The sequence below is a fragment of the Furfurilactobacillus milii genome (assembly GCF_009864005.1).
In the GTDB taxonomy this organism is placed as follows: Bacteria; Bacillota; Bacilli; order Lactobacillales; family Lactobacillaceae; genus Furfurilactobacillus; species Furfurilactobacillus rossiae_B.
On record NZ_WEZQ01000014.1, the window covers coordinates 126,169 to 144,664 of the forward strand.

At 43.9% G+C, this 18,496-nt stretch carries 20 protein-coding genes; 10 read left to right on the forward strand and 10 right to left on the reverse strand.

What is annotated here, in order from left to right; all coding sequences use genetic code 11:
- The first annotated feature begins 7 nt into the window (after nt 1-7).
- A complete protein-coding gene (locus tag GB993_RS08260; protein ID WP_161003885.1) occupies nt 8-541 on the forward strand; it encodes a TetR/AcrR family transcriptional regulator in 534 nt (177 codons plus the stop codon).
- A gap of 89 nt (nt 542-630) precedes the next feature.
- Nucleotides 631-1,659, forward strand: a complete 1,029-nt coding sequence (locus GB993_RS08265) for an amidohydrolase family protein (RefSeq protein ID WP_161003886.1) — start codon at nt 631-633, stop codon at nt 1,657-1,659.
- A 27-nt stretch (nt 1,660-1,686) separates the two neighbouring features.
- Here the strand turns inward: GB993_RS08265 and GB993_RS08270 are convergent, their stop codons facing one another.
- Complete coding sequence (locus GB993_RS08270) at nt 1,687-2,538, reverse strand: alpha/beta hydrolase (RefSeq protein ID WP_161003887.1); 852 nt, start codon at nt 2,536-2,538, stop codon at nt 1,687-1,689.
- 171 nt (nt 2,539-2,709) lie between these two features.
- On the opposite strand from GB993_RS08270, the gene GB993_RS08275 reads away from it, so the two are divergent.
- Entirely contained in the window at nt 2,710-3,219 is a 510-nt protein-coding gene (locus GB993_RS08275) for a GNAT family N-acetyltransferase (RefSeq protein ID WP_161003888.1), read from the forward strand.
- A gap of 95 nt (nt 3,220-3,314) precedes the next feature.
- Here the strand turns inward: GB993_RS08275 and GB993_RS08280 are convergent, their stop codons facing one another.
- Nucleotides 3,315-3,743 (reverse strand): flavodoxin family protein, encoded by a 429-nt coding sequence (locus GB993_RS08280; RefSeq protein ID WP_161003889.1) that lies wholly within the window; start codon nt 3,741-3,743, stop codon nt 3,315-3,317.
- A 258-nt stretch (nt 3,744-4,001) separates the two neighbouring features.
- On the opposite strand from GB993_RS08280, the gene GB993_RS08285 reads away from it, so the two are divergent.
- From GB993_RS08285 to GB993_RS08300, 4 genes are all read left to right on the forward strand, one after another.
- Nucleotides 4,002-4,982 (forward strand): aldo/keto reductase, encoded by a 981-nt coding sequence (locus tag GB993_RS08285; protein ID WP_161003890.1) that lies wholly within the window; start codon nt 4,002-4,004, stop codon nt 4,980-4,982.
- Nucleotides 4,983-5,382: 400 nt separating this feature from the next.
- A complete protein-coding gene (locus GB993_RS08290; protein WP_161003891.1) occupies nt 5,383-5,589 on the forward strand; it encodes a hypothetical protein in 207 nt (68 codons plus the stop codon).
- Nucleotides 5,586-6,173 (forward strand): ATPase, encoded by a 588-nt coding sequence (locus GB993_RS08295; RefSeq protein ID WP_161003892.1) that lies wholly within the window; start codon nt 5,586-5,588, stop codon nt 6,171-6,173. The genes GB993_RS08290 and GB993_RS08295 overlap by 4 nt, the downstream gene beginning before the upstream one ends.
- Before the next feature lie 252 nt (nt 6,174-6,425).
- Nucleotides 6,426-7,124, forward strand: coding sequence for a DUF6287 domain-containing protein (locus tag GB993_RS08300; RefSeq protein ID WP_161003893.1), 699 nt, complete (start codon nt 6,426-6,428; stop codon nt 7,122-7,124).
- A gap of 304 nt (nt 7,125-7,428) precedes the next feature.
- Here GB993_RS08300 and GB993_RS08305 read toward each other — a convergent pair whose 3' ends face one another.
- Entirely contained in the window at nt 7,429-8,319 is an 891-nt protein-coding gene (locus tag GB993_RS08305) for an oxidoreductase (protein ID WP_161003894.1), read from the reverse strand.
- A 214-nt stretch (nt 8,320-8,533) separates the two neighbouring features.
- On the opposite strand from GB993_RS08305, the gene GB993_RS08310 reads away from it, so the two are divergent.
- Nucleotides 8,534-9,124, forward strand: a complete 591-nt coding sequence (locus GB993_RS08310; RefSeq protein WP_161003895.1) for a TetR/AcrR family transcriptional regulator — start codon at nt 8,534-8,536, stop codon at nt 9,122-9,124.
- A 47-nt stretch (nt 9,125-9,171) separates the two neighbouring features.
- Here GB993_RS08310 and GB993_RS08315 read toward each other — a convergent pair whose 3' ends face one another.
- Entirely contained in the window at nt 9,172-10,104 is a 933-nt protein-coding gene (locus GB993_RS08315) for a YczE/YyaS/YitT family protein (RefSeq protein ID WP_161003896.1), read from the reverse strand.
- 275 nt (nt 10,105-10,379) lie between these two features.
- On the opposite strand from GB993_RS08315, the gene GB993_RS08320 reads away from it, so the two are divergent.
- Nucleotides 10,380-11,525 (forward strand): acyltransferase family protein, encoded by a 1,146-nt coding sequence (locus GB993_RS08320; RefSeq protein WP_347877355.1) that lies wholly within the window; start codon nt 10,380-10,382, stop codon nt 11,523-11,525.
- 52 nt (nt 11,526-11,577) lie between these two features.
- Here the strand turns inward: GB993_RS08320 and zwf are convergent, their stop codons facing one another.
- Complete coding sequence (gene zwf / locus GB993_RS08325; protein WP_161003898.1) at nt 11,578-13,041, reverse strand: glucose-6-phosphate dehydrogenase; 1,464 nt, start codon at nt 13,039-13,041, stop codon at nt 11,578-11,580.
- Nucleotides 13,042-13,199: 158 nt separating this feature from the next.
- Nucleotides 13,200-13,490 carry a putative quinol monooxygenase gene (locus GB993_RS08330; protein ID WP_161003899.1) on the reverse strand — a complete coding sequence of 97 codons (291 nt, stop codon included), beginning with the start codon at nt 13,488-13,490 and terminating at the stop codon, nt 13,200-13,202.
- Between the two features lie 105 nt (nt 13,491-13,595).
- On the opposite strand from GB993_RS08330, the gene rihA reads away from it, so the two are divergent.
- Nucleotides 13,596-14,531 carry a pyrimidine-specific ribonucleoside hydrolase RihA gene (rihA, locus tag GB993_RS08335; RefSeq protein ID WP_161003900.1) on the forward strand — a complete coding sequence of 312 codons (936 nt, stop codon included), beginning with the start codon at nt 13,596-13,598 and terminating at the stop codon, nt 14,529-14,531.
- A 47-nt stretch (nt 14,532-14,578) separates the two neighbouring features.
- Here rihA and GB993_RS08340 read toward each other — a convergent pair whose 3' ends face one another.
- The 4 genes from GB993_RS08340 to GB993_RS08355 are packed head-to-tail and all read right to left on the reverse strand — an operon-like array spanning nt 14,579 to nt 18,486.
- Nucleotides 14,579-15,514: an NADP-dependent oxidoreductase gene (locus tag GB993_RS08340; protein WP_161003901.1), complete on the reverse strand. Its 936-nt coding sequence runs from the start codon at nt 15,512-15,514 to the stop codon at nt 14,579-14,581.
- A gap of 30 nt (nt 15,515-15,544) precedes the next feature.
- On the reverse strand, nt 15,545-16,009 hold the full coding sequence (locus GB993_RS08345) for a heme-degrading domain-containing protein (protein WP_161003902.1): 465 nt from the start codon (nt 16,007-16,009) through the stop codon (nt 15,545-15,547).
- Nucleotides 16,010-16,018: 9 nt separating this feature from the next.
- Nucleotides 16,019-17,050: an inositol 2-dehydrogenase gene (gene iolG / locus GB993_RS08350; RefSeq protein WP_284142839.1), complete on the reverse strand. Its 1,032-nt coding sequence runs from the start codon at nt 17,048-17,050 to the stop codon at nt 16,019-16,021.
- A 26-nt stretch (nt 17,051-17,076) separates the two neighbouring features.
- Nucleotides 17,077-18,486, reverse strand: coding sequence for a sugar porter family MFS transporter (locus tag GB993_RS08355; RefSeq protein ID WP_162854091.1), 1,410 nt, complete (start codon nt 18,484-18,486; stop codon nt 17,077-17,079).
- Nucleotides 18,487-18,496 lie beyond the last annotated feature (10 nt).

The window sequence follows — 18,496 nt, forward strand, 5'->3', positions numbered from 1 at the left end:
GCAAAGTATGCAAAAAATAGATCAACGAACCTATCGGACCAAACGTAAAATTGAATCTGCAATGCTCCAACTTTGTCATGATAATGTGCCGTTTGCCAAGTTGACAGGGCCGCAAGTTGCCCAAACAGCACACGTATCACGTCAAACTTTTTATCGCTATTACCTCACACCGGAACAAGTCATTGTCACGATTTTAGATCGTCATCTGGATGAATTCTTGTCGGCGTTTCGTTTTCAAGATTTAACTGCACAGAGTATGGTTATTCAATTGCTGCAGGCTTGGCAAAAGCGCACGGACGCTTTTGAAATGATCGAATGGTCAAACATACGACAACTCTTTATTCAACGTTTGGCGAACTTTAATCACCAAATTGCGCTCAGAAATAGCAAAGCTTTAATCGATGAGACAACGATTTGTAATGTCTACGCAGCAGCGACCTATATGTTCTTACGTGATTACGTACTGGAACACAAGTGGACGCCGGAGCAGGCAGCCAAACTATTGCTGCACCTGACTAACGGTCTGAGCGACCTTTTCTAGTTATGCAACAAAGCAGCGAAATCGGTCCATAACTTCTGCTAAAAGCCCTGTAAGCTAAGCCTTATCCTAATAGATGAGGTGAATTAAACATGAAATTAATTACAACTGAAGAACACATTAGCACAGCGTTTGCTAACAAAGAAATCACTGATTATTTAAAACAACAACCAAGTGATCCTAAGAAAATGGCTGAATTTGGTCAGTCTTTTGCTGAAGGTTTGAAGGCCTATGCTGTCGATCCGGCAGTGATGCAGGATGTTGATGACAAACGAATCCGTTACATGAATGAAAATGGCATTGATATGCAGATTTTGTCTTACGGAGATTCAGTCACTAACCCAGATATTTTGCCAGGTGAGCAATCGATTCCGTTAACGCAGAAAATCAACGACGCGACTGCCGAAGCGGTCAAACGACACCCAGGTCGGTATTTGGGATTTGCGACGTTACCCGTTTCAGAGCCGGTCGCTGCTGCGCAGGAGTTAAAGCGGGCGGTCACGAAACTTGGCTTGAAAGGTGCGCTTATTCTAGGTACTGCTCGTAATAACGAGTTTTTGGATGCGCCAAAGTTCATGCCAATTTTTGAAATGGCGGCAGAGCTTGATGTGCCACTATATATGCACCCGTCATTACCATCCGAAACGATTCGTGACAATTACTATAGTGGCATGCAACCAATTGGCTTTAATGCCATTATGTCAACGCCTGGCTGGGGATGGCACATGGAAGCCGGCCTTCATGTCACCCGAATCATTTTGTCTGGGCTCTTCGATAAATTACCAAACTTAAAACTGATTTCTGGGCACTGGGGCGAGTTTGTCCCGTATTTTCTGGAACGGTTGGACGAAGCGACGACACCGGTCACTGGTAATACATTGAAGCATCCAGTTTCGTATTACTACAAGAAGAACGTGTATATTACGCCAAGTGGTATGTATACGTGGCCCCAAATGCAGTTAGTGCTGTCGGAAATGGGGGCTGACCACGTATTGTGGGCACAAGATTACCCATATGTGAAAGGCAATGCTCAAGAATTCCTGTCCCAAACGCCAATTAGTGACCAGGACAAAGAAAAGATTGCCCATGAGAATATTGAAAAGTTACTCCATTTAAACTGATCTAAGTTTGAGGCTAAGGTTAAATCATTATTTTCCCCACAAGAACTGAATAATATACCGGTTAACTTCATCGTTATCATGCAACTTGCTATGTTGGGCATTCGATCCTTTGATCATGTGCTCAACATAGCTTTTTGGTTTGCTACCTAATAAATATTTCAGTGATTGCGCTGAAACGTTGCTGACACTGCCGTCAGAATTAGAGCCGTCACCGAGGTTGCCGTAGATGTTCATAACGTCGACTTGATTCGTTGGATAATTATTACGGTGTTTCAGCATGTACCTGTATGAACTGTTAAAATGCTGTGGCTTGCCGTTTGCTAACAAATGATTGCGGTTAGCTTTGTCGTCCATGCCAAGGATGCCGTCAAAATGACCGGCTAGATCGACCTGCTTTTGCAGTTGAGGGAGGGAACGTTGCTTGCCGTAGTTGACTTCGTAGTACATGAGGGCCAGATTGCCCATTGAGTGAGCGACAACATTGAATTTAGTGATGTGATATCTTTTCTGCAAGGTGGTCAGTACGTTTTTAACCCACCGTGCGTCGTTGTTGTAATTTGATTCACGGTTGTTGGCAAACAGCACTTGGACAAGTGGATTGACCTTGCCCGTTTGCCACTTACCACTGAATGTTACGTGACCAGAACGGCTGACATGAGCGGTTAACACTTTTTGCGCAGCCCCAGCTTTTTGCGCGGCTGCGATAATATTGTTAGCAGACGAGGGACCACCACCGTAACCGTGCAGGAAAATGGTCGGTGTTTGAGAATAGTTGTATTTGCTATGATTTTGTTTGGCGGCTGCTTGTGTCTGCGTTGTAAGAACAAGCGTTACAGCGATGACAAACGTACTGAGTAGTGCGAAAGCTCGTTTGAACATAATGTAAATCCTCCGCTTGAATGATTTTTAGTATCGCTATTGTACGGTGATTACTTGAAATTCGGCAAAAAAAGCTATTTGATTGTTGGAAATTTGTCACTTAGTGCGCAATTTGCAATTGACTTTGACCATGGAAACACTGATGATCGTAACCAACAGGAGGCGATGCAGATGGCAAGTGAGATTACGATCCGTCCCTTTGTGGATACAGATGCCGAGGAAACGGCCGCCATGGTGAAAGATGTGTTACTGACGGTTAACGTCAAAGATTATGGTGAAGCGCTGATGTTAAAAACGGCTGCTGAACATGATGCAGCTCATCTTCGCACGATGGCGCATTATGCTGACTTCTACGTTGCTGTGAACGATGTAAACGAAATCGTCGGTTGCGGCGGCATTAGCAATTATTGGGATGTGCCACAAGAGGCGATCATTTTAACGGTGTTTGTTGAACGCCATCAGCAGCGTGCGGGGATCGGTCATAAAATGATGCACCAGCTGATGAATGATCCTGTATTTTTGCGGTCCAAACGAATTGAAATTCCGGCTGCCGTCAGTGCCGTGCCATTTTACAAACAGTTTGGCTTTGACTATAAAGATGGCCGCGCGGAACCGGATGATGAGGGAAATATTCGGCTGGAACTATTCAGGACGATAAAAAATGATTATAAAAAGGCTTAGCTAGCTCAAAAGCGTTACTTGAGTGCATCTTATCGCACCATTCAAGTAACGCTTTTTGAATTTATAGACCATTCTTCATTAGACCGGTTGATTATTTAGTTATGCGTCAACATGCTTTCAGCAAACGTTTTAACAGCCTGGATTTGATCAGGTTTCAAGGTGACAGACTTGGAACCAAACATGCCTTTACCACCCATCATTTGATGAAAATGCCCAATAACGGGAATGCCTTTTTCATCGGCTAGCTTAGTTAATGCCTTATCCGTTGGTGTCTCTGGACCACCAGAAGTAGTAAAGAAGGCGATGTGCTTTACCTTGGCGGCGTCTAAAGTTGCCATAAAGGCGCTTAATGTTTTGTCTGGGCGCATCATGTAAGTACCGCCGCCGACAAAGAGTACATCAACTGGATCTGTTGGCAGCGGTGTGTCGATTTTTTCTGCTGGAGCATCAACTGCCGCCGCAATTTGATTAGCGAATGCCTCTGTGTTGCCATTACGAGTTTGATAGCGAACTGCAATTGTCATACTAAAGCCTCCAAGTTCTAAGTAATCTTGGCTTTAGTATAGGTGCGGCGGAAAGCGTTTGCAAGACTGGGCTGCCGTAGTTACATTCAGGTGCGTACTTTTCATCCAGCGACAGACTGCTACACTAGAATCTGTGGGCGATTAATGTGATCAGCATTTGAACACGTAATCGTCAGTGACTAGGAGAAATCTGACATTCGATGCCAGAGAATTATGATAAAGTTGATGTGAAAAATAGCTTAGGGGGAGACATAAACTATGCAATATCGTACGTTAGGCAAAACTGGCTTTAAAGTCAGCGAAGTTTCGTTAGGCACCTGGCAACTTGGCGGTAAATGGGGCGATCCGTTTAGCGAAAAAGATGCTTTGGACACGTTGGAAGCCGCTTATGACGCTGGGGTTAACTTCTTTGACACCGCTGATATTTATCAGGATGGTGCTAGTGAAAAGGCCATCGGTAAGTTCTTGAAAGGTAAAGAAGACAAGGTTCACGTGTCGACTAAAATTGGTCGTAAACTTGATCCGCATGTTGCTGAAGGTTACACCAAAGAAAACATCGACAAGTTCGTGGATGAATGTTTGACGAACATGGGTGTCGACAGCTTGGACAACGTTCTGTTGCATTGCCCACCAACTGACGTTTACTACAATCCAGAAGTCTGGTTCGAACTGGATAACCTGAAAAAGGCCGGCAAGATCCAAAACTACGGCGTGAGTGTTGAAAAGGTTGAAGAAGCCATTAAGGCATTGAGCTACAACATTTCAACTGTTGAAATCATCTTCAACATGTTCCGTTTGCGTCCAGCGGATTTATTCTTCAAACTGGCTAAGGAACAAAACGTCGGCATCTTGGCGCGTGTACCGCTGGCTTCCGGCTTGTTATCCGGCAAGTACACGGCCGACACCAAGTTTGGTAAGAACGACCATCGTTCATACAACCGTGACGGTTCCGCCTTTGATAAGGGTGAAACATTCTCCGGTGTGGACTACATGACTGGTGTGAAAGCTGCTGATGAATTGAAAGAACGGTTGGGTTCAGACAACTTGGCCCAAACGGCTTTGCGGTGGATCTTGATGTTCGATGCTGTTTCCACGGTTATCCCTGGTGCATCTAACCCACAGCAAATTGACCGCAACGTGAGCGCCGCTGATGCACCAGCATTGACACACGACCAGATGCTCATCGTCAACGATGTTTACAACAAGTACATTAAGAATCCAGTTGAGTATTTGTGGTAAAAGAGGAGAGCGTGAACAGACCCGTTTTTGGCCTCGAGCAATAAGAAGTAAGATGAATTATTCGGTGGTTTTCCGAATAGTTCGGCTTACTTCTTATGCACAGAGGCCAGGGTCTGTGAACGCGTTTGCGTTGTAATAGTAAAAAGCTTGAGCAACCACATCAAACAGCCACTGTGAAGGTGAATTTTGCCTTTATAGTGGTTGTTTTGAGTTGTGCAGGGTTGCTGGGAGGTAGTGGCACGATTATGGATAGATGGAAGCATCTTAAAGGTGAAAGTTCAACTGTTTTCCCCACGCCTTCTAAGAATTAATACAAAACTGAGTTTATCCATTATAAAGTTAAAAGATACGTCTCAAATCAAAAAACGTCGTATAATGACACATACGAGGAGGCGATTTTATGTCTGAATTAACCGAAAAAAAGCAGATGAAACAGTTGAGTGATGACGTGAGCGAATTACGAAAAGCATACAATCAAGGTACTTTAGTAAAGTTAATTGCAAAGGCACCAGATCGTGTTACTCAGGAGGTAGCGTTTACTGCTTACCGAACATTTCTTGCTGAGGATAGCAGAAAAATAATTGAAGAAAAGAAATTTATCCGATGACTTCACCAGTCCTTTTGATTATCGCTGGTGTTAACGGTGCTGGCAAAAGCACATTGGATTTGACCCTTGAGAAAAGTGGTTATGCCTTCAGTAATTTTAAAAGAATTAATGTTGATGATATTGTTCGTCAACAACATAGTGACTGGCGTGATTCAAAGGCTTATTTAGCTGCATTTAGAACTGCCGCAGTTCTTTTTCGGCAATACGTTAGTCAAAAACAGTCTTTTATATGGGAGACAACGCTGGCAGGACATCCGCGTCAAGAAATAGAGTTTGCTAAGGCGAACGGATTTAAGGTTGAAGTTCGATACGTGGGATTGTCTTCTCCAGATATAGCCATTCGGCGAGTGCACAAAAGAGTTAGGCTGGGTGGACACGGAGTTGAAGATTCGGTAGTAAGAACGCGTTACGAAAAATCTTTAAAGCATCTTGTGCAACTGAGTGATTTGTTTGATGGATTAGAGATAATCGACAACACTAATCAAATGCTCGAAACAATCTATATGTATTCAAATGAACTAAAGGTATTGATTGATGAAAGAGACGGGTATGATTGGGCAAAGAAATTAGTATTTAATGTCTGATTTAGGTTTCGGATATTATTTTGCCTGCCTAAAGTAAACGTCTATTTGTAATTAAGCGTGGGAGCTGTCACGGAGAATATAAACTTTGTATTAACTATTGCTTTTAACTGAATTTGAAAAAAACTGATTAAGGCGGACATTTAATGTCTGCTTTTTCGTTATACCCAGGTGTAAATTTATTTCAAAGATTATTTGAACAGTAGCTGATAAAATAAGGTCATACAATACTATTACGTTGGGTAGTGAAAGTTCATGGCTAAAAAATATTTTAGTCGTCATTCCAGAACACCACATACATATAAATTTTTTAAGAATCGTAGAGACGATCCAAAATGGCGGCAAGAGTTTCTACAAATTCGCTCAGCTCGTCGACGCTCTATGGTATTACGATTGACTGTGTTTCTTGTGTTTTTCGTTGCAGTAATGGGTGGATACACAGTATATACGCGTGTATTTAAGGAAAGCGCAATACCACAGACAAATACTGAGGGTGCAAAACAAGTTAGAACATCAGTAGATAATAACCAGCAGCAAGAAAATAGTGAAAGTTTAACTAATGACGCTGATTCTAGTTCGTCCAGCATCGATGAATCGAGCACTGAGGCTATCAGTAATCCTAAACAAAGGGACTTAGATGTTAACGCTATCGTAAATGGTGACTTATCTTCGTTAGTTGGTACTTGGAAAAATGGTCAAGGTGCCACGCTTGTTATTAATGCGGATGGCACAACAAACCATGCAGAATCAATTAAGACGAATGGAATGCCGAGTGATGTAAGCGGCGGACCATATGTCGGATTAACAGATGGTCATACTGGAGCGGTATTAGCACTGTTTAAAATAGGCTACCAAAATCCAAAAGGAGATCAATCAGATTCGACGAAGCCAAGGTTAATAATTACTCAGCAAGCAACCAATTACTCATCGGATATGTATTTTTACCGTCAGTAACAATATAAAAAATATTATCTTAAATACAACGACAGGCCAGCCTTTTTTTAGGCTGGCCTGGTTCGTGTTTCTTGAATTCTTTATCCTTGTGAGCCTGAGTGTCAAGCGAGGGGGTATCGTTAATGGCATAAGTGCGACTTCTAAACGAGATAAAATTCAATGATTCGAAAAACGTTTTTGAAGAGTTATACAGGCCGTTTTCAGAATTACGTACAATGAAGTCTTCTTAGGTGTCAAATAGAAGTTAGATTCAGGTTTTAAAGTAGGTCGCACATTCAGCCTCTTTTAAAATCACATTTTTTATTTAAATCATTTGTGAGTTATCTGTGGATTGGTCTTCGTCCGCACCTTCTAGAGAACGGTTCTTCGTCAAATTTCGTTCAGCGATCCGCATTGCAAACCGGATGCCGCGGTCGATAGTCTTGTACGAAAACTTGCGAACGGCGATAACGACGGCTCGGTCACCCCAAGATAACTGATAACGTGTTTTTGGATTAACGGTCGTAGCCGCTTTGAACATCAGGTGAGCAATATCATCGGCTGTGGCGCTGAAGTTCATGCTGGCGTGAGCGTAAATCTCAACCATCTGACGGTAAGGGGAATCCTTTGGTGTTGCTTCCAGCATGTGGTCGGCAGCAACCTGTTGCCAGTTTGTCTTCGTGCCACCTGGTTCGATGATGATGACGTCAATGCCAAAGTTCTTAACTTCCAAACGAAGGGAGTCGCTCAAGGCCTCCAAAGCGTGTTTGGAAGCGTAGTACCAGCCACCAAGTGGTGAGTACATCTGGCCACCGATAGAAGAATTGTTCAGGATTTTGCCGGCATGTTGGGCACGCATTGTTGGTAAGACGAGTTGAATCAAATCTGCGGCACCGAAGACATTGACGTCGAATTGACGTTTGGCCTCAGCCTGGTCGACGTCTTCAACGGCGCCCATGGAACCATAACCGGCGTTGTTGATCAGCACGTCAATGCGGCCTTCGTTTTCCAATGCGGCATCGACAAACGCCTTGTTGGAATCGTGGTCTGTGACATCCAATTTCATGGTGTGAATGCCTTGCTGTTTCAGCTCAGCCATCGGTTCCGTGTGACGGGCACCAGCGTAAACCGTGTAGCCAGCGTTATTGAATTGAATGGCAGCGGCCTTGCCCATGCCTGATGAAGCACCAGTAATTAAAGCAACAGATTTAGTCATAATGAAGATCTCCTTTTTGATGTTCAAACGAACAGCAGTGATGGTGTCAACGTTAATTTCGTTTGAAGAATGATTGTTCTTTTTAGATTTAAAATAAAAACTCATTCGCGATGAGTATGTGACTAATATAAAAGAATGAACATTCTTTGTCAACTATAAAATCAAAACAAATAATAAATTGACGAGGAACAACCATTCTTTTATAATATAATGCATGCGAACAAAGAATGAACAACGGCCACAGGAAATTATTGATGTCGTGGCGCACATGGTGATTGAGGAAGGCATTTCCAGCATCGCCATGGGGAAGGTGGCCAAGCGCACCGGCATCTCACAATCGAATATTTATTTGTACTTTAAGAACAAGGATGATTTACTCAAACAGGTATTCTTGGCGCAAAAAGCCAAAATGAGTGATTATATGCGCGATCATTTCAGCGAACAGCCAGGGGCAATTGCTAATATGAAGTTATATGCACGAATCATTTATCAATTTGCCATTGAAAACCCTGTTGCGATGGATGTCATCACACAATACGAGAACTCTCCAATTTTTGCCCAAATTGATATTTCGGCCGAAGAAGCCGAGATGGACTTTGACCGGGTGACGGTATTAGTGAAGCAGGGGATAGCTGATGGTATTGTGCGGGATACTGATCCATATGTACTGATGGCCATTGCGTTTGATACGCTGGTTCGGTACGCTAAGTCAGTTCGTGACAAGATTGTGGATCCGATTCAAGTACCATTGGAGACAATTTTAGATATTCTGGAGGCGGCATGGTTGGCACCAAAAAATAGGTAAACGAAAGGCAATCGCGGATTAATTCTACGATTGCCTTCTTTTATAGCTTATTTAGTTTCGTCATTGTTATCATGCCGGCGTTTAGCTTCATTTTTCAGCATTTCATACTGTGCTGACATGTTGTCGTAAATTTGCTTGGCGTTATCCAAATTCTTCTTGGTGACGTTCAAACGGCCAGCCAACTCTGCATTCGAGTAACCAGATAATCGTTGTTGGGTGTGCACAGTCATTTTGTAGGCGTGAGAGACAGCACCGTAACTGACACGGCCTAACTCAACGATTTCAGTGCCGACACCCTTGAAACTTGGCTGAGTGCTAAACCGGTCGATGCTGGTGACAGCGTGTTGGCTGACATGAGTGTTCCAATAAGTGATCAATGGGCCAGTAAAGAAGGCGACGATGATTGTTGCGATGCCGACTGGACCGCCAGCAAAAAGCGCTGCGAGCATGAAGAGGACATCTTGAACAATTCGGACGATGCGGTATTGAATGTGCAAACGGTCCGACGCAATTGGGGCAATCGCATCATATGGGGCAACCCCAAGGTCAGCGGTCATATATAGGGAAGCACCCAGTGTAAACAATAATAATCCAATAATGGCATCCGCTAAAATGGTAAACAGGTTAACAGTCGACGGTAAAATCGATTTATAAATGGCGGAGAACCACTGAATTTCATAGCCGACCAGCACCATGTTTAGCACGGTCCCAATTCCAATTTTCTTGCGGTCAAGTAAGACGATGAAAACGAAAATAACCACGTTAGCGGCCAACTGATATGTACCTAGACTAAGGCCGAACTTGTTCGCCATACCGGTGTTTAAAGCGGTGAAGGGGTCCAAACCGACTTGGCCTTCGCGCAAGAAGGTGGTTCCGAGCGATAAGATGGCAATGCCGAAGAACGACATCAGTGTTTTTAAGGTCACACTGATGACCTTGTTGGGTTGAGGTTGATCCTTAGTTGATTCGATGTTTGTCATAGAGACCTCCTAGGACGTTAATTACTTAAATTATCGTCTAACATACAAAAAGTTATCGGTGATTTCAAGGGTTAGTGCTTCATTGGTCTATTAGAAGACTAAGATGGAAAGCGATGAACGACTGGTCTCACAGCCGTTTGCGACCATATTGGTTCGTGGATTAAGTTAACGTTAAAAAGTCGCACTTACAAGACGAAGTCTACGCGATGGGATGCTATCGAATCGGTAGACGTGTAAACTAGTTAGTAATGAATTTACTGAGGGGAGGACGAATCGTGGCACAAGTTAATGAACAAAATGACCCGAATCGCACAGATGTTGGCGACTTTCTGAAAGTGTTTGCCTGCACCGCAGTGATGTTGCAAACGGTCCTCGGATTCGCCCTCGATGTTGGTCCGAACACCGCTCAGCAATCTTGGATTATCGGCTGGTACAATGCCGTTAAGTTCACCGCGCCAGCCTTCATTTTCGGAATCCTCTACACAACGGTCCGAACGACCTCATTGCGAACCCTGCATGGCGATTATCTGCCCTATCTACAGAAACAGTGGACGGCCTTGTTTACGCCAACCATTTGGTGGACGCTGGCCTATCTCGTCTTAATGCCCGGCCTGCAACAACGGGAACACTTCGATGGCCTGGTGAGCTTCAATTGGCAGTTTGTGAACGGTAACGCAGCGCCGCACCTGTGGTACAACACGATGATGTTGCAATTCATTATCTTAATGCCACTATTCGTCGGCTTAACTCGATGGCTGACGGGTCATTCTGGACGAGGCGTAGCGGTCAGTTTGATCACCCTAGTTGGTTACGTTTGGTGGGTCGCCATTTACGATGTGGAAGTCTTCAACGGCCCGCGTGCAAACGACTGGTACCTGCTGGATCGTGTGTTTATTAGTTTTATTCTGTACGCCATTGCCGGGATTCTGCTCTGGGTGTTCCGCGACCAGCTGATACCGCTGCTGAAACGTTGGTGGTGGGTCGCCGCCATTACTCTGATTTGGTCCTGGTGGCGCAATAATGTTGAGTTGAAAAGTTTCAATGGCGGCCTGACGTTTGCTAATGCGCCTTATTTAAAACCGGCCGGAGTAGTTTACGCGCTGAGTGCGATTGCCCTCATTGTTACGTTGGCGTTGTGGCTAATCAAACGGCAATCTCAGTTATTGCCCACGGTTCACTTTCTCGCCGTCTATGCGTACCGCGCCTTTCTGGGCAACGTGTTCTGGATGAACCTATTGTGGCAGGGTGAACGACTATTCGGCTGGCAGAGCAACAATGCACTGGGTGTTCGCGTTGCCGTGACGTATGTGCTCGGATGGGCGATTGCGTTTGGCTTTGCGATTGAAGGTCACCGGCTGGAAACGTGGATTAAAGCGGGTGCCGAACGGATTTACCTGAAAGTCGAACAATCTAAAGCTTGAGAGAACGTAAAAAGCCTTCGTAGATGAAATTCTGCGAAGGCTTTATTTGTCTCTATTTAGTCGGGTCAAACGCCCAGTAGCGCCCAGTCCGTGTTAACAATTCGTCGGCTTGCTCAGGTCCCATGCTGCCTAATGGATACTGGTGAATAATCGGTGAGGTCTTTTGCCAACCCGCTCGAAGTGCGTCGATAAACTGCCAGGCAACGGCGATTTCACGCCACTGTGGGAAGTTTTCCGTATTGCCATCGATAATGTCGCTCAGCAGCGATTCGTACGCCTCCGGAGTCTCAAATCCAGTTGCTGGTTGCGTGTTGGCAAGAATCGCGTTGGTCGAGCCAAACGTTTCTTCGTCACTGTCCCGCGTGTTGAGTTGCATGGACAATCCTTCATCGGGATCAATGAGAATCGTCAGGATGTTTGGCGCCATGTGGTCAATCACTTGATGATGTTCCTCAAATAGTTTGAGCTGTGGGGCTTTGAACACCACGTCGATCCGTGTTGTTTTCGTTGCCAAACGTTTGCCTGTCCGGAAGTAGAAGGGCACGCCATCCCAACGGTAGCTGTTGAAGTTCAGTTCACCGGCGACAAACGTTTCCGTTCGTGAAGTCTTCGGGATGCGCTCCTCGTCGAGATAGGCGGGTTCCTGCTGGTTGCCGAGATACTGACCCAGCACGAATTGCTGATCAACTAGCTGCAGGTCCGGCGTCTTCAGCATGCGTAGCGCCGCTACCTTGGCCTCCGTCACGTCCTCTTGTCGAAGCGAGATGGGTTGATCCATCGTTAACAAACTAATCAGTTGGAAAATATGATTCTGCACCATATCGCGGGTTGCCCCCATCTGATCATAGTAACCGGCTCGGTTTTCAAGCCCGACCGTTTCACTCAGCGTCACCTGAACGTTATCAATGAAGTGACTGTTCCAGATGCCTTCTGTTAGACCGTTACCAAACCGCGTCAACATGATGTTCTGCACCATTCGTTTCTCGAGGTAGTGGTCAATCCGGAAAATCTGGTCCTCGTGGAAAAGATGATTCAATTGTTCATTTAACGCCTTGGCACTGGGATAGTCCTGACCAAACGGTTTTTCGATAACAACGCGTTTATATCCAGGGCGGGCCAGAAAACCACTATCTGGTAGGCTGGCAATAATTGGGCTAAACAAGCGCGGCGCAACGGCAAAGTAAAAGATGCGGTTGCCGCCGAGCTCAAACTGCTTGTCGATATCGTGTGACTTGGCAGCCGCTGCCGTATAGTCCGCACCTTTAGTCACATCCATTGTTTGATAGAAGATATGTTGTAAAAATCCGGGGATGTCCGGTTTCGTTGACCGTCGTAAAAAGGGCCGAATGAACTCCCGATAATCATCGTCCGTAAAATTCCGATTCGACAGAATCAGTACCGCAAAGTTCGCGAGCTTCCCAGTATCAAACAGTCCCAGCAACGACGGCATTAACATCCGTGTTGTCAGGTCACCCGTCCCGCCAAAAATCACTAATTGTACGTTTGAAGTTGCCATGTCTGCACTTCCTCCACGCGTTTTGTGATAAATCTAGCATGAAATAAATACGAACGAGCAATTCAGTATTTGAAAATGGGGATTGCGTCATGACTATACCAACAGTATTCATTCAGTGATTTTACGAACATCGATGGCGCCAAATATAAAATTTATTCCTAATCCGAAACATACTGATGAACAGCAGGCAAGCGTGTAACAAGATTTGATAATTCACGATTAAATTGTTGATTGTGCCTAGAGTTAGCATGTAGTCCAATAGAAGATTCGCTATCCCAAGCTTCAATCATTTGAAGCTCATATTGGTTTTCGACATCTTCGAATAAACCAAATGATATATTACCTCTGTCTTTTCTAGCGTGGTCAATTTCAACTAAGGCAGCCTTTTTAAACTGTGTTAACAATTCTTGATCATGTTTGATATGAAATTCGCAGTTAATGATTTGCATAATGGTGTCCTTTCTTGAATAAAACATGTAATGTAAATGTGGATTAAAGTACATTTTCCACAATTGAAAAGTGATATTGTTAGTGGAAAAGTTGGAGGCTTTGTTTTGGAAAAAATTATTCTGGATTGTGACCCTGGTCATGATGATGCAATCGCAATGATGATTGCAGTAGCAAACCCAAATATTGAGTTGTTGGCTGTTACGACCTCTGCGGGGAACCAAACGCCTGGGCGAACATTGACCAACGCTATGTCGTTGTTGACTTTGATGAAACGTCAAGATATTCCAGTAGCATCGGGTGATAAAAAGCCTTTGATGCGTGACTTGATTACTGGTGTTAGCATGCATGGTGTCACTGGTTTGGATGGTGCAGATTTGCCGCATCCAGATTTTTTTGCCCAAAATGTACCGGCAACGGAACTAATCGCGAGGGTTTTACAAGAGCAGGATGATCCAGTAACAATTGTGGTTACTGGGCCATGTACCAACATCGCGTTGTTTTTATCTGTCCATCCCGAGTTGGTCAATTCAATTAAACAGATTGTCATCATGGGTGGCGGTATGGGACTTGGAAACTGGGAACCAACCACTGAATTCAATATCCTTGTTGATCCTGAAGCTGCTAAAATCGTTTTTGATTCGGGTATACCGATTGTGTTAGCACCCTTGAATGTTGCTTTTGAAGCCCAACTACTCGATGAAGATGTCAAAAAAATTAACAAGATTACAAACCCAGTTGGTGAGGCAGTTTCTGGATTAGTTGCTTACTACGGCATTGCCTTTGGTCAGGATCGTTGGGGATTTAAGGGGTTGCCACTATACGATCCATGTACGATTGCGTGGCTGATTGATCCAGATATGTTTGAAGGTCGTGTCTGCAATGTTGAAATTGAAACTAAAGGGGAATTAACCTCTGGTGAGACAATCATTGATTATTACAATATGACGCACCGTAAAAAGAACGCCAATGTGCTTTTTCATATAAACAGGGAGAGATTTGCTCATTTAGTTATTTCTAGCTTGGAGTCATTTAATAATTAAAGAATAACCGTTCAAATGCCTAAAAATAGGCTCTTGAACGGTTATTTTTATAACGTTACGATGACCTTTCCATCAGGATTTCCGTTTGAAACGAGGTTTTGTCCGTTTCGAATACCTGAAAGGGTGAAAGACTCCATCTTACCGATGCTGACGTGAAGCTGATTATTTCTAATCATTAGCGATATGGCGGCAAATGCGTCGCTGTCTAAATAATCCTTTTTGGGAATCATTTGACGGTATGAGGCATCTGGTTTTTGTGTTGTATCGTTAGGAAGTGTTGTTAAGGATACGTAGATTCCCCTTGGCTTAACGATAGGGACACCAGCTTTGGCACCAGTGCCACCGTTTGTAGCATCAACAACAATGTCTGCTACAGAGTTAAACTTTTGTCCGACATGTTCAGTATCGTAGGCACCAAATTCATTTGCTCCGAGTTTTAACACTGTTTCTTTTGCTGTATTGACATCTGTACCGATGACATAAAGTCCCAGCGCTTTGGCCATTTGAACGATCATCGATCCAACACCACCTGCTGCACCTAGAACTACGATTGTTTGACCTGGGCGCACCTGAGCGATATGAACGAGAACGTTGTACGCAGTGATTCCTGAAAGGGGGAGTCCTGCTGCTTCGTTTCGATCATACTCGGCGGGTCGCAGACCGATGTTAGCACTTGAAACTTTGAAATATTCAGCATAGGTGCCTGTGCCGGCATGCGCGATGATTTCATCGCCAATGTGATAATCAGAAACATTATTACCAACAGCAGTAATGCGGCCGACTGCGTCTGTTCCTAAAATTGTTGGGAATAGAAGAGTAACTGAATTTTTGAATCGCCCGCTTCGCACGGCTACGTCAAATGCGTTGATTGCAAAAGCTTCGTTTTTTACTAATACTTCATTTTGCGAAATCGTGGGCATTGGCATTTCCAGCTCTTCCATGACGTTGGCGTCGCCGTATTGATTGAAGCCGAAAGCTTTCATCTTTGATAACCTCCTTGGCAAAGGAATCTACTATTTTTGTGACTGTTTTAAGGCAGACAATGCCTTATATGCCAAATCGTGATCACCCTCATCTGTTAATCCAGACACGATTAACGTGCCGACAATGCCAGTACCTTGAACGCAGATCGGAAAACCACCACCAACAATTGCGTAATCCTTTGGGCTAAGTCCGTTTGACTGGTAGTAATTATCTGGATTATCAGCATAGATTGCTTTTTCTAGTAGCGAACTATGCTCGTAAGCATTCACAACATTAGCTTTTTTCTCAATCCAAATATTGTTTTCGTTGGTTGTGCTCGTGCCAGCATGGAAATAGACTTCACGGTCATTCTTTGTAATGAGAATGCATACGCGTTGAAAGTCATCTTCACCAATGGTTTTTAATTTTTCAACTAGTCGATCAACATCTTTTAAACCGAAGTGATCTAATGTTGCAACTTCTTCCTGTTTAAGAATCTCATCGATTGATAACATACTGACCTCCTAATCTAACGAAAAATTCGTGTCCACCTTTTGTGGAAGACCTGTTTCTAAGGACTTCTGAGCTGCAATGGCCGCTCGTTGTGCCATGATGACATCTTGTCCGGAGGCAACGACTGGTTCATCATTTAAAATTGAATTAACAAATGCCTTCATTTCGTTAATGTAAGCATTGCGGTAGCGTTGAACGAACATCGGTAGGGGCTTTTTCATAATCTTGTTTTTATCAGTGTAAAGTTCGACAGTGCTTTCACTAACGTTTTCTGCCTTTAACATTCCTTCAGATCCGAATACTTCAACACGTTGATCATAACCGTAGACGGCACGACGACTATTATCAATAACGCCGTAGGCACCGTTTTCAAACTGCAAAACGAGCGCTAATGTGTCAATATCGTTGATTTCTTTGAGTGTGGGATCAATTAAGGTGCCGCCCTTTGCGTAAACTTCGGCAATGTTGCTGTTCATCATGTAGCGAGCCATGTCAAAATCATGCATGGTGAAATCAAATAAGAGTCCGCCAATTCGCTGAATGAGATCATGAGGTAATAAGTCAGGGTCCCGTGAAGTTATTTTAACGACTTGAGGTGTACCGATTTCTCCTTGCCGAACATTTTCAAAAATATTGCGGAATTGAGGATCCATTCGACGGTTAAAACCCATTTGTAACTTAACGTGGTTCTTTTCGACCGCTCGAAGAACGTTAACACTGGCTTCTTCAACAGTGTTCATGCTCAGTGGCTTTTCGCAGAAAATATTTTTACCTGCGTTTGCTGCAGCCGTCACAATTTCTTCGTGAGTATCCGTAGAAGTAAAGACAAAAACGGTGTCAATATCGGGATTGTTCAAAATGTCGTGATAGTCGCGAGTTTGATTTGTAATCCCGAGATCGTTTAATTCAGTTGAAATTTTTTCGATAAAAACATCTGCAACTTGAACAATATGAATCTCAGGGATCGTCATTAGATTGTGTAAGTGCATTTGACCCGCACGACCAAGACCGATAATACCGACGTTAATACGTTTCATACTCATAATTTAAAACCATCCTTTATAAATTATTATTTTGATTCAGGATTAACTCCTGAATCATCACCATACTTAAATTCCAATTGTATTTGCTCAAGAGATTTGCCCCGTGTTTCTGGAGCAAATTTGTAAGCGAAGATGAACGATAGAATGTTGCAACCAACGAAGACTACGAAGGTGAGAGATAACCCAATGGCTGACATTAATATTGGGAAAAAGAACCCAACTAAAAAGTTTGAGAACCAAAGGAAGAATGTTGATACGCCCATGCCGAGACCCCGTAAATTTTGAGGGAAAATTTCTGAAAGTAACAACCAAGTAGTGGGCGAAATGCATCCCTGAAAAAAGCCAAGAAATGACATGGTCAAAAGAATTACAAAGAAGGGTAATAGTGACGAATGACTAAGCGTTGACGATACAATCGCGATTAAGACCAGTGAGATGCTGGTTCCTGTGATTCCTGTTAAAAGCATTCGTCGTCGATTGACTCGATTCATCATGCGCATGCCAATGTAGGTAGCTACTACTGAGACCAACCCATTGGAGATGTTGGCGATTAGTGCGGCACTATGACCAAAACCGGCTTTCATGAGAATTGTCGTTCCATAGTACATCATGATGTTGATTCCAATAATCTGTTGCATAACACCTAGACCGATGCCGATTAGGACTAAACGACGAATCCATGGTTTACCCAAGTCGCGAAAACGAGCTTGAGCAGTTTCTTTTTCCTGCGCCAAGGTATCCTTGATTTGTTGTATTTCTCTTTCGGAGCTGGCCTTGTCCGGTCGAATTTCGGTTAACGTGGACAATGCTTCTTTTGTTCGGCCTTGCATAGTTAACCAGCGGGGCGATTCAGGTACAGTTAGCATGCCGAAGAAAAGTAATACGGCCGGCACCATGCCAAAAGCAATCATATAACGCCAGATGTTGGAAACATTCGTAAAAATAGAACCTAACGCTGCATTGACGATGAAGGCGAGCAATTGACCACCAGTTATCATTAGTTCGTTCTGTGTAACCAATCGTCCACGAATGGCAGGTGTCGACATTTCTGATAAAAATGTCGGAACGATGACGGATGCCCCACCGACGGCCAATCCTAACAAGAAGCGAAAAATGATAAGAATAAGAGCATTAGGTGCGATGGAACAGATAGCAGTTGCTGCAAAGAAAACGAATGAGAGGTAAAGAAGAACCCGCTTTCTACCGAATTTATCTGCTAGACGCCCTGCCGCAATAGCGCCGATAGCGGCACCTAATGTAATACCGCTCGTGACTAAACCTTCGTCAGTTGGCGTTAAATTTAGTTCCTTAGGTGACGACATATACGAAAGTGCACCATTAATGACTCCGGTATCGACTCCAAACAAAAGTCCACCGAGAGTTGATACGATGGCAATACGGCGTAGGTTTTTGGAAGCTTTTGTGTTAATTGACATTTTTGACTGC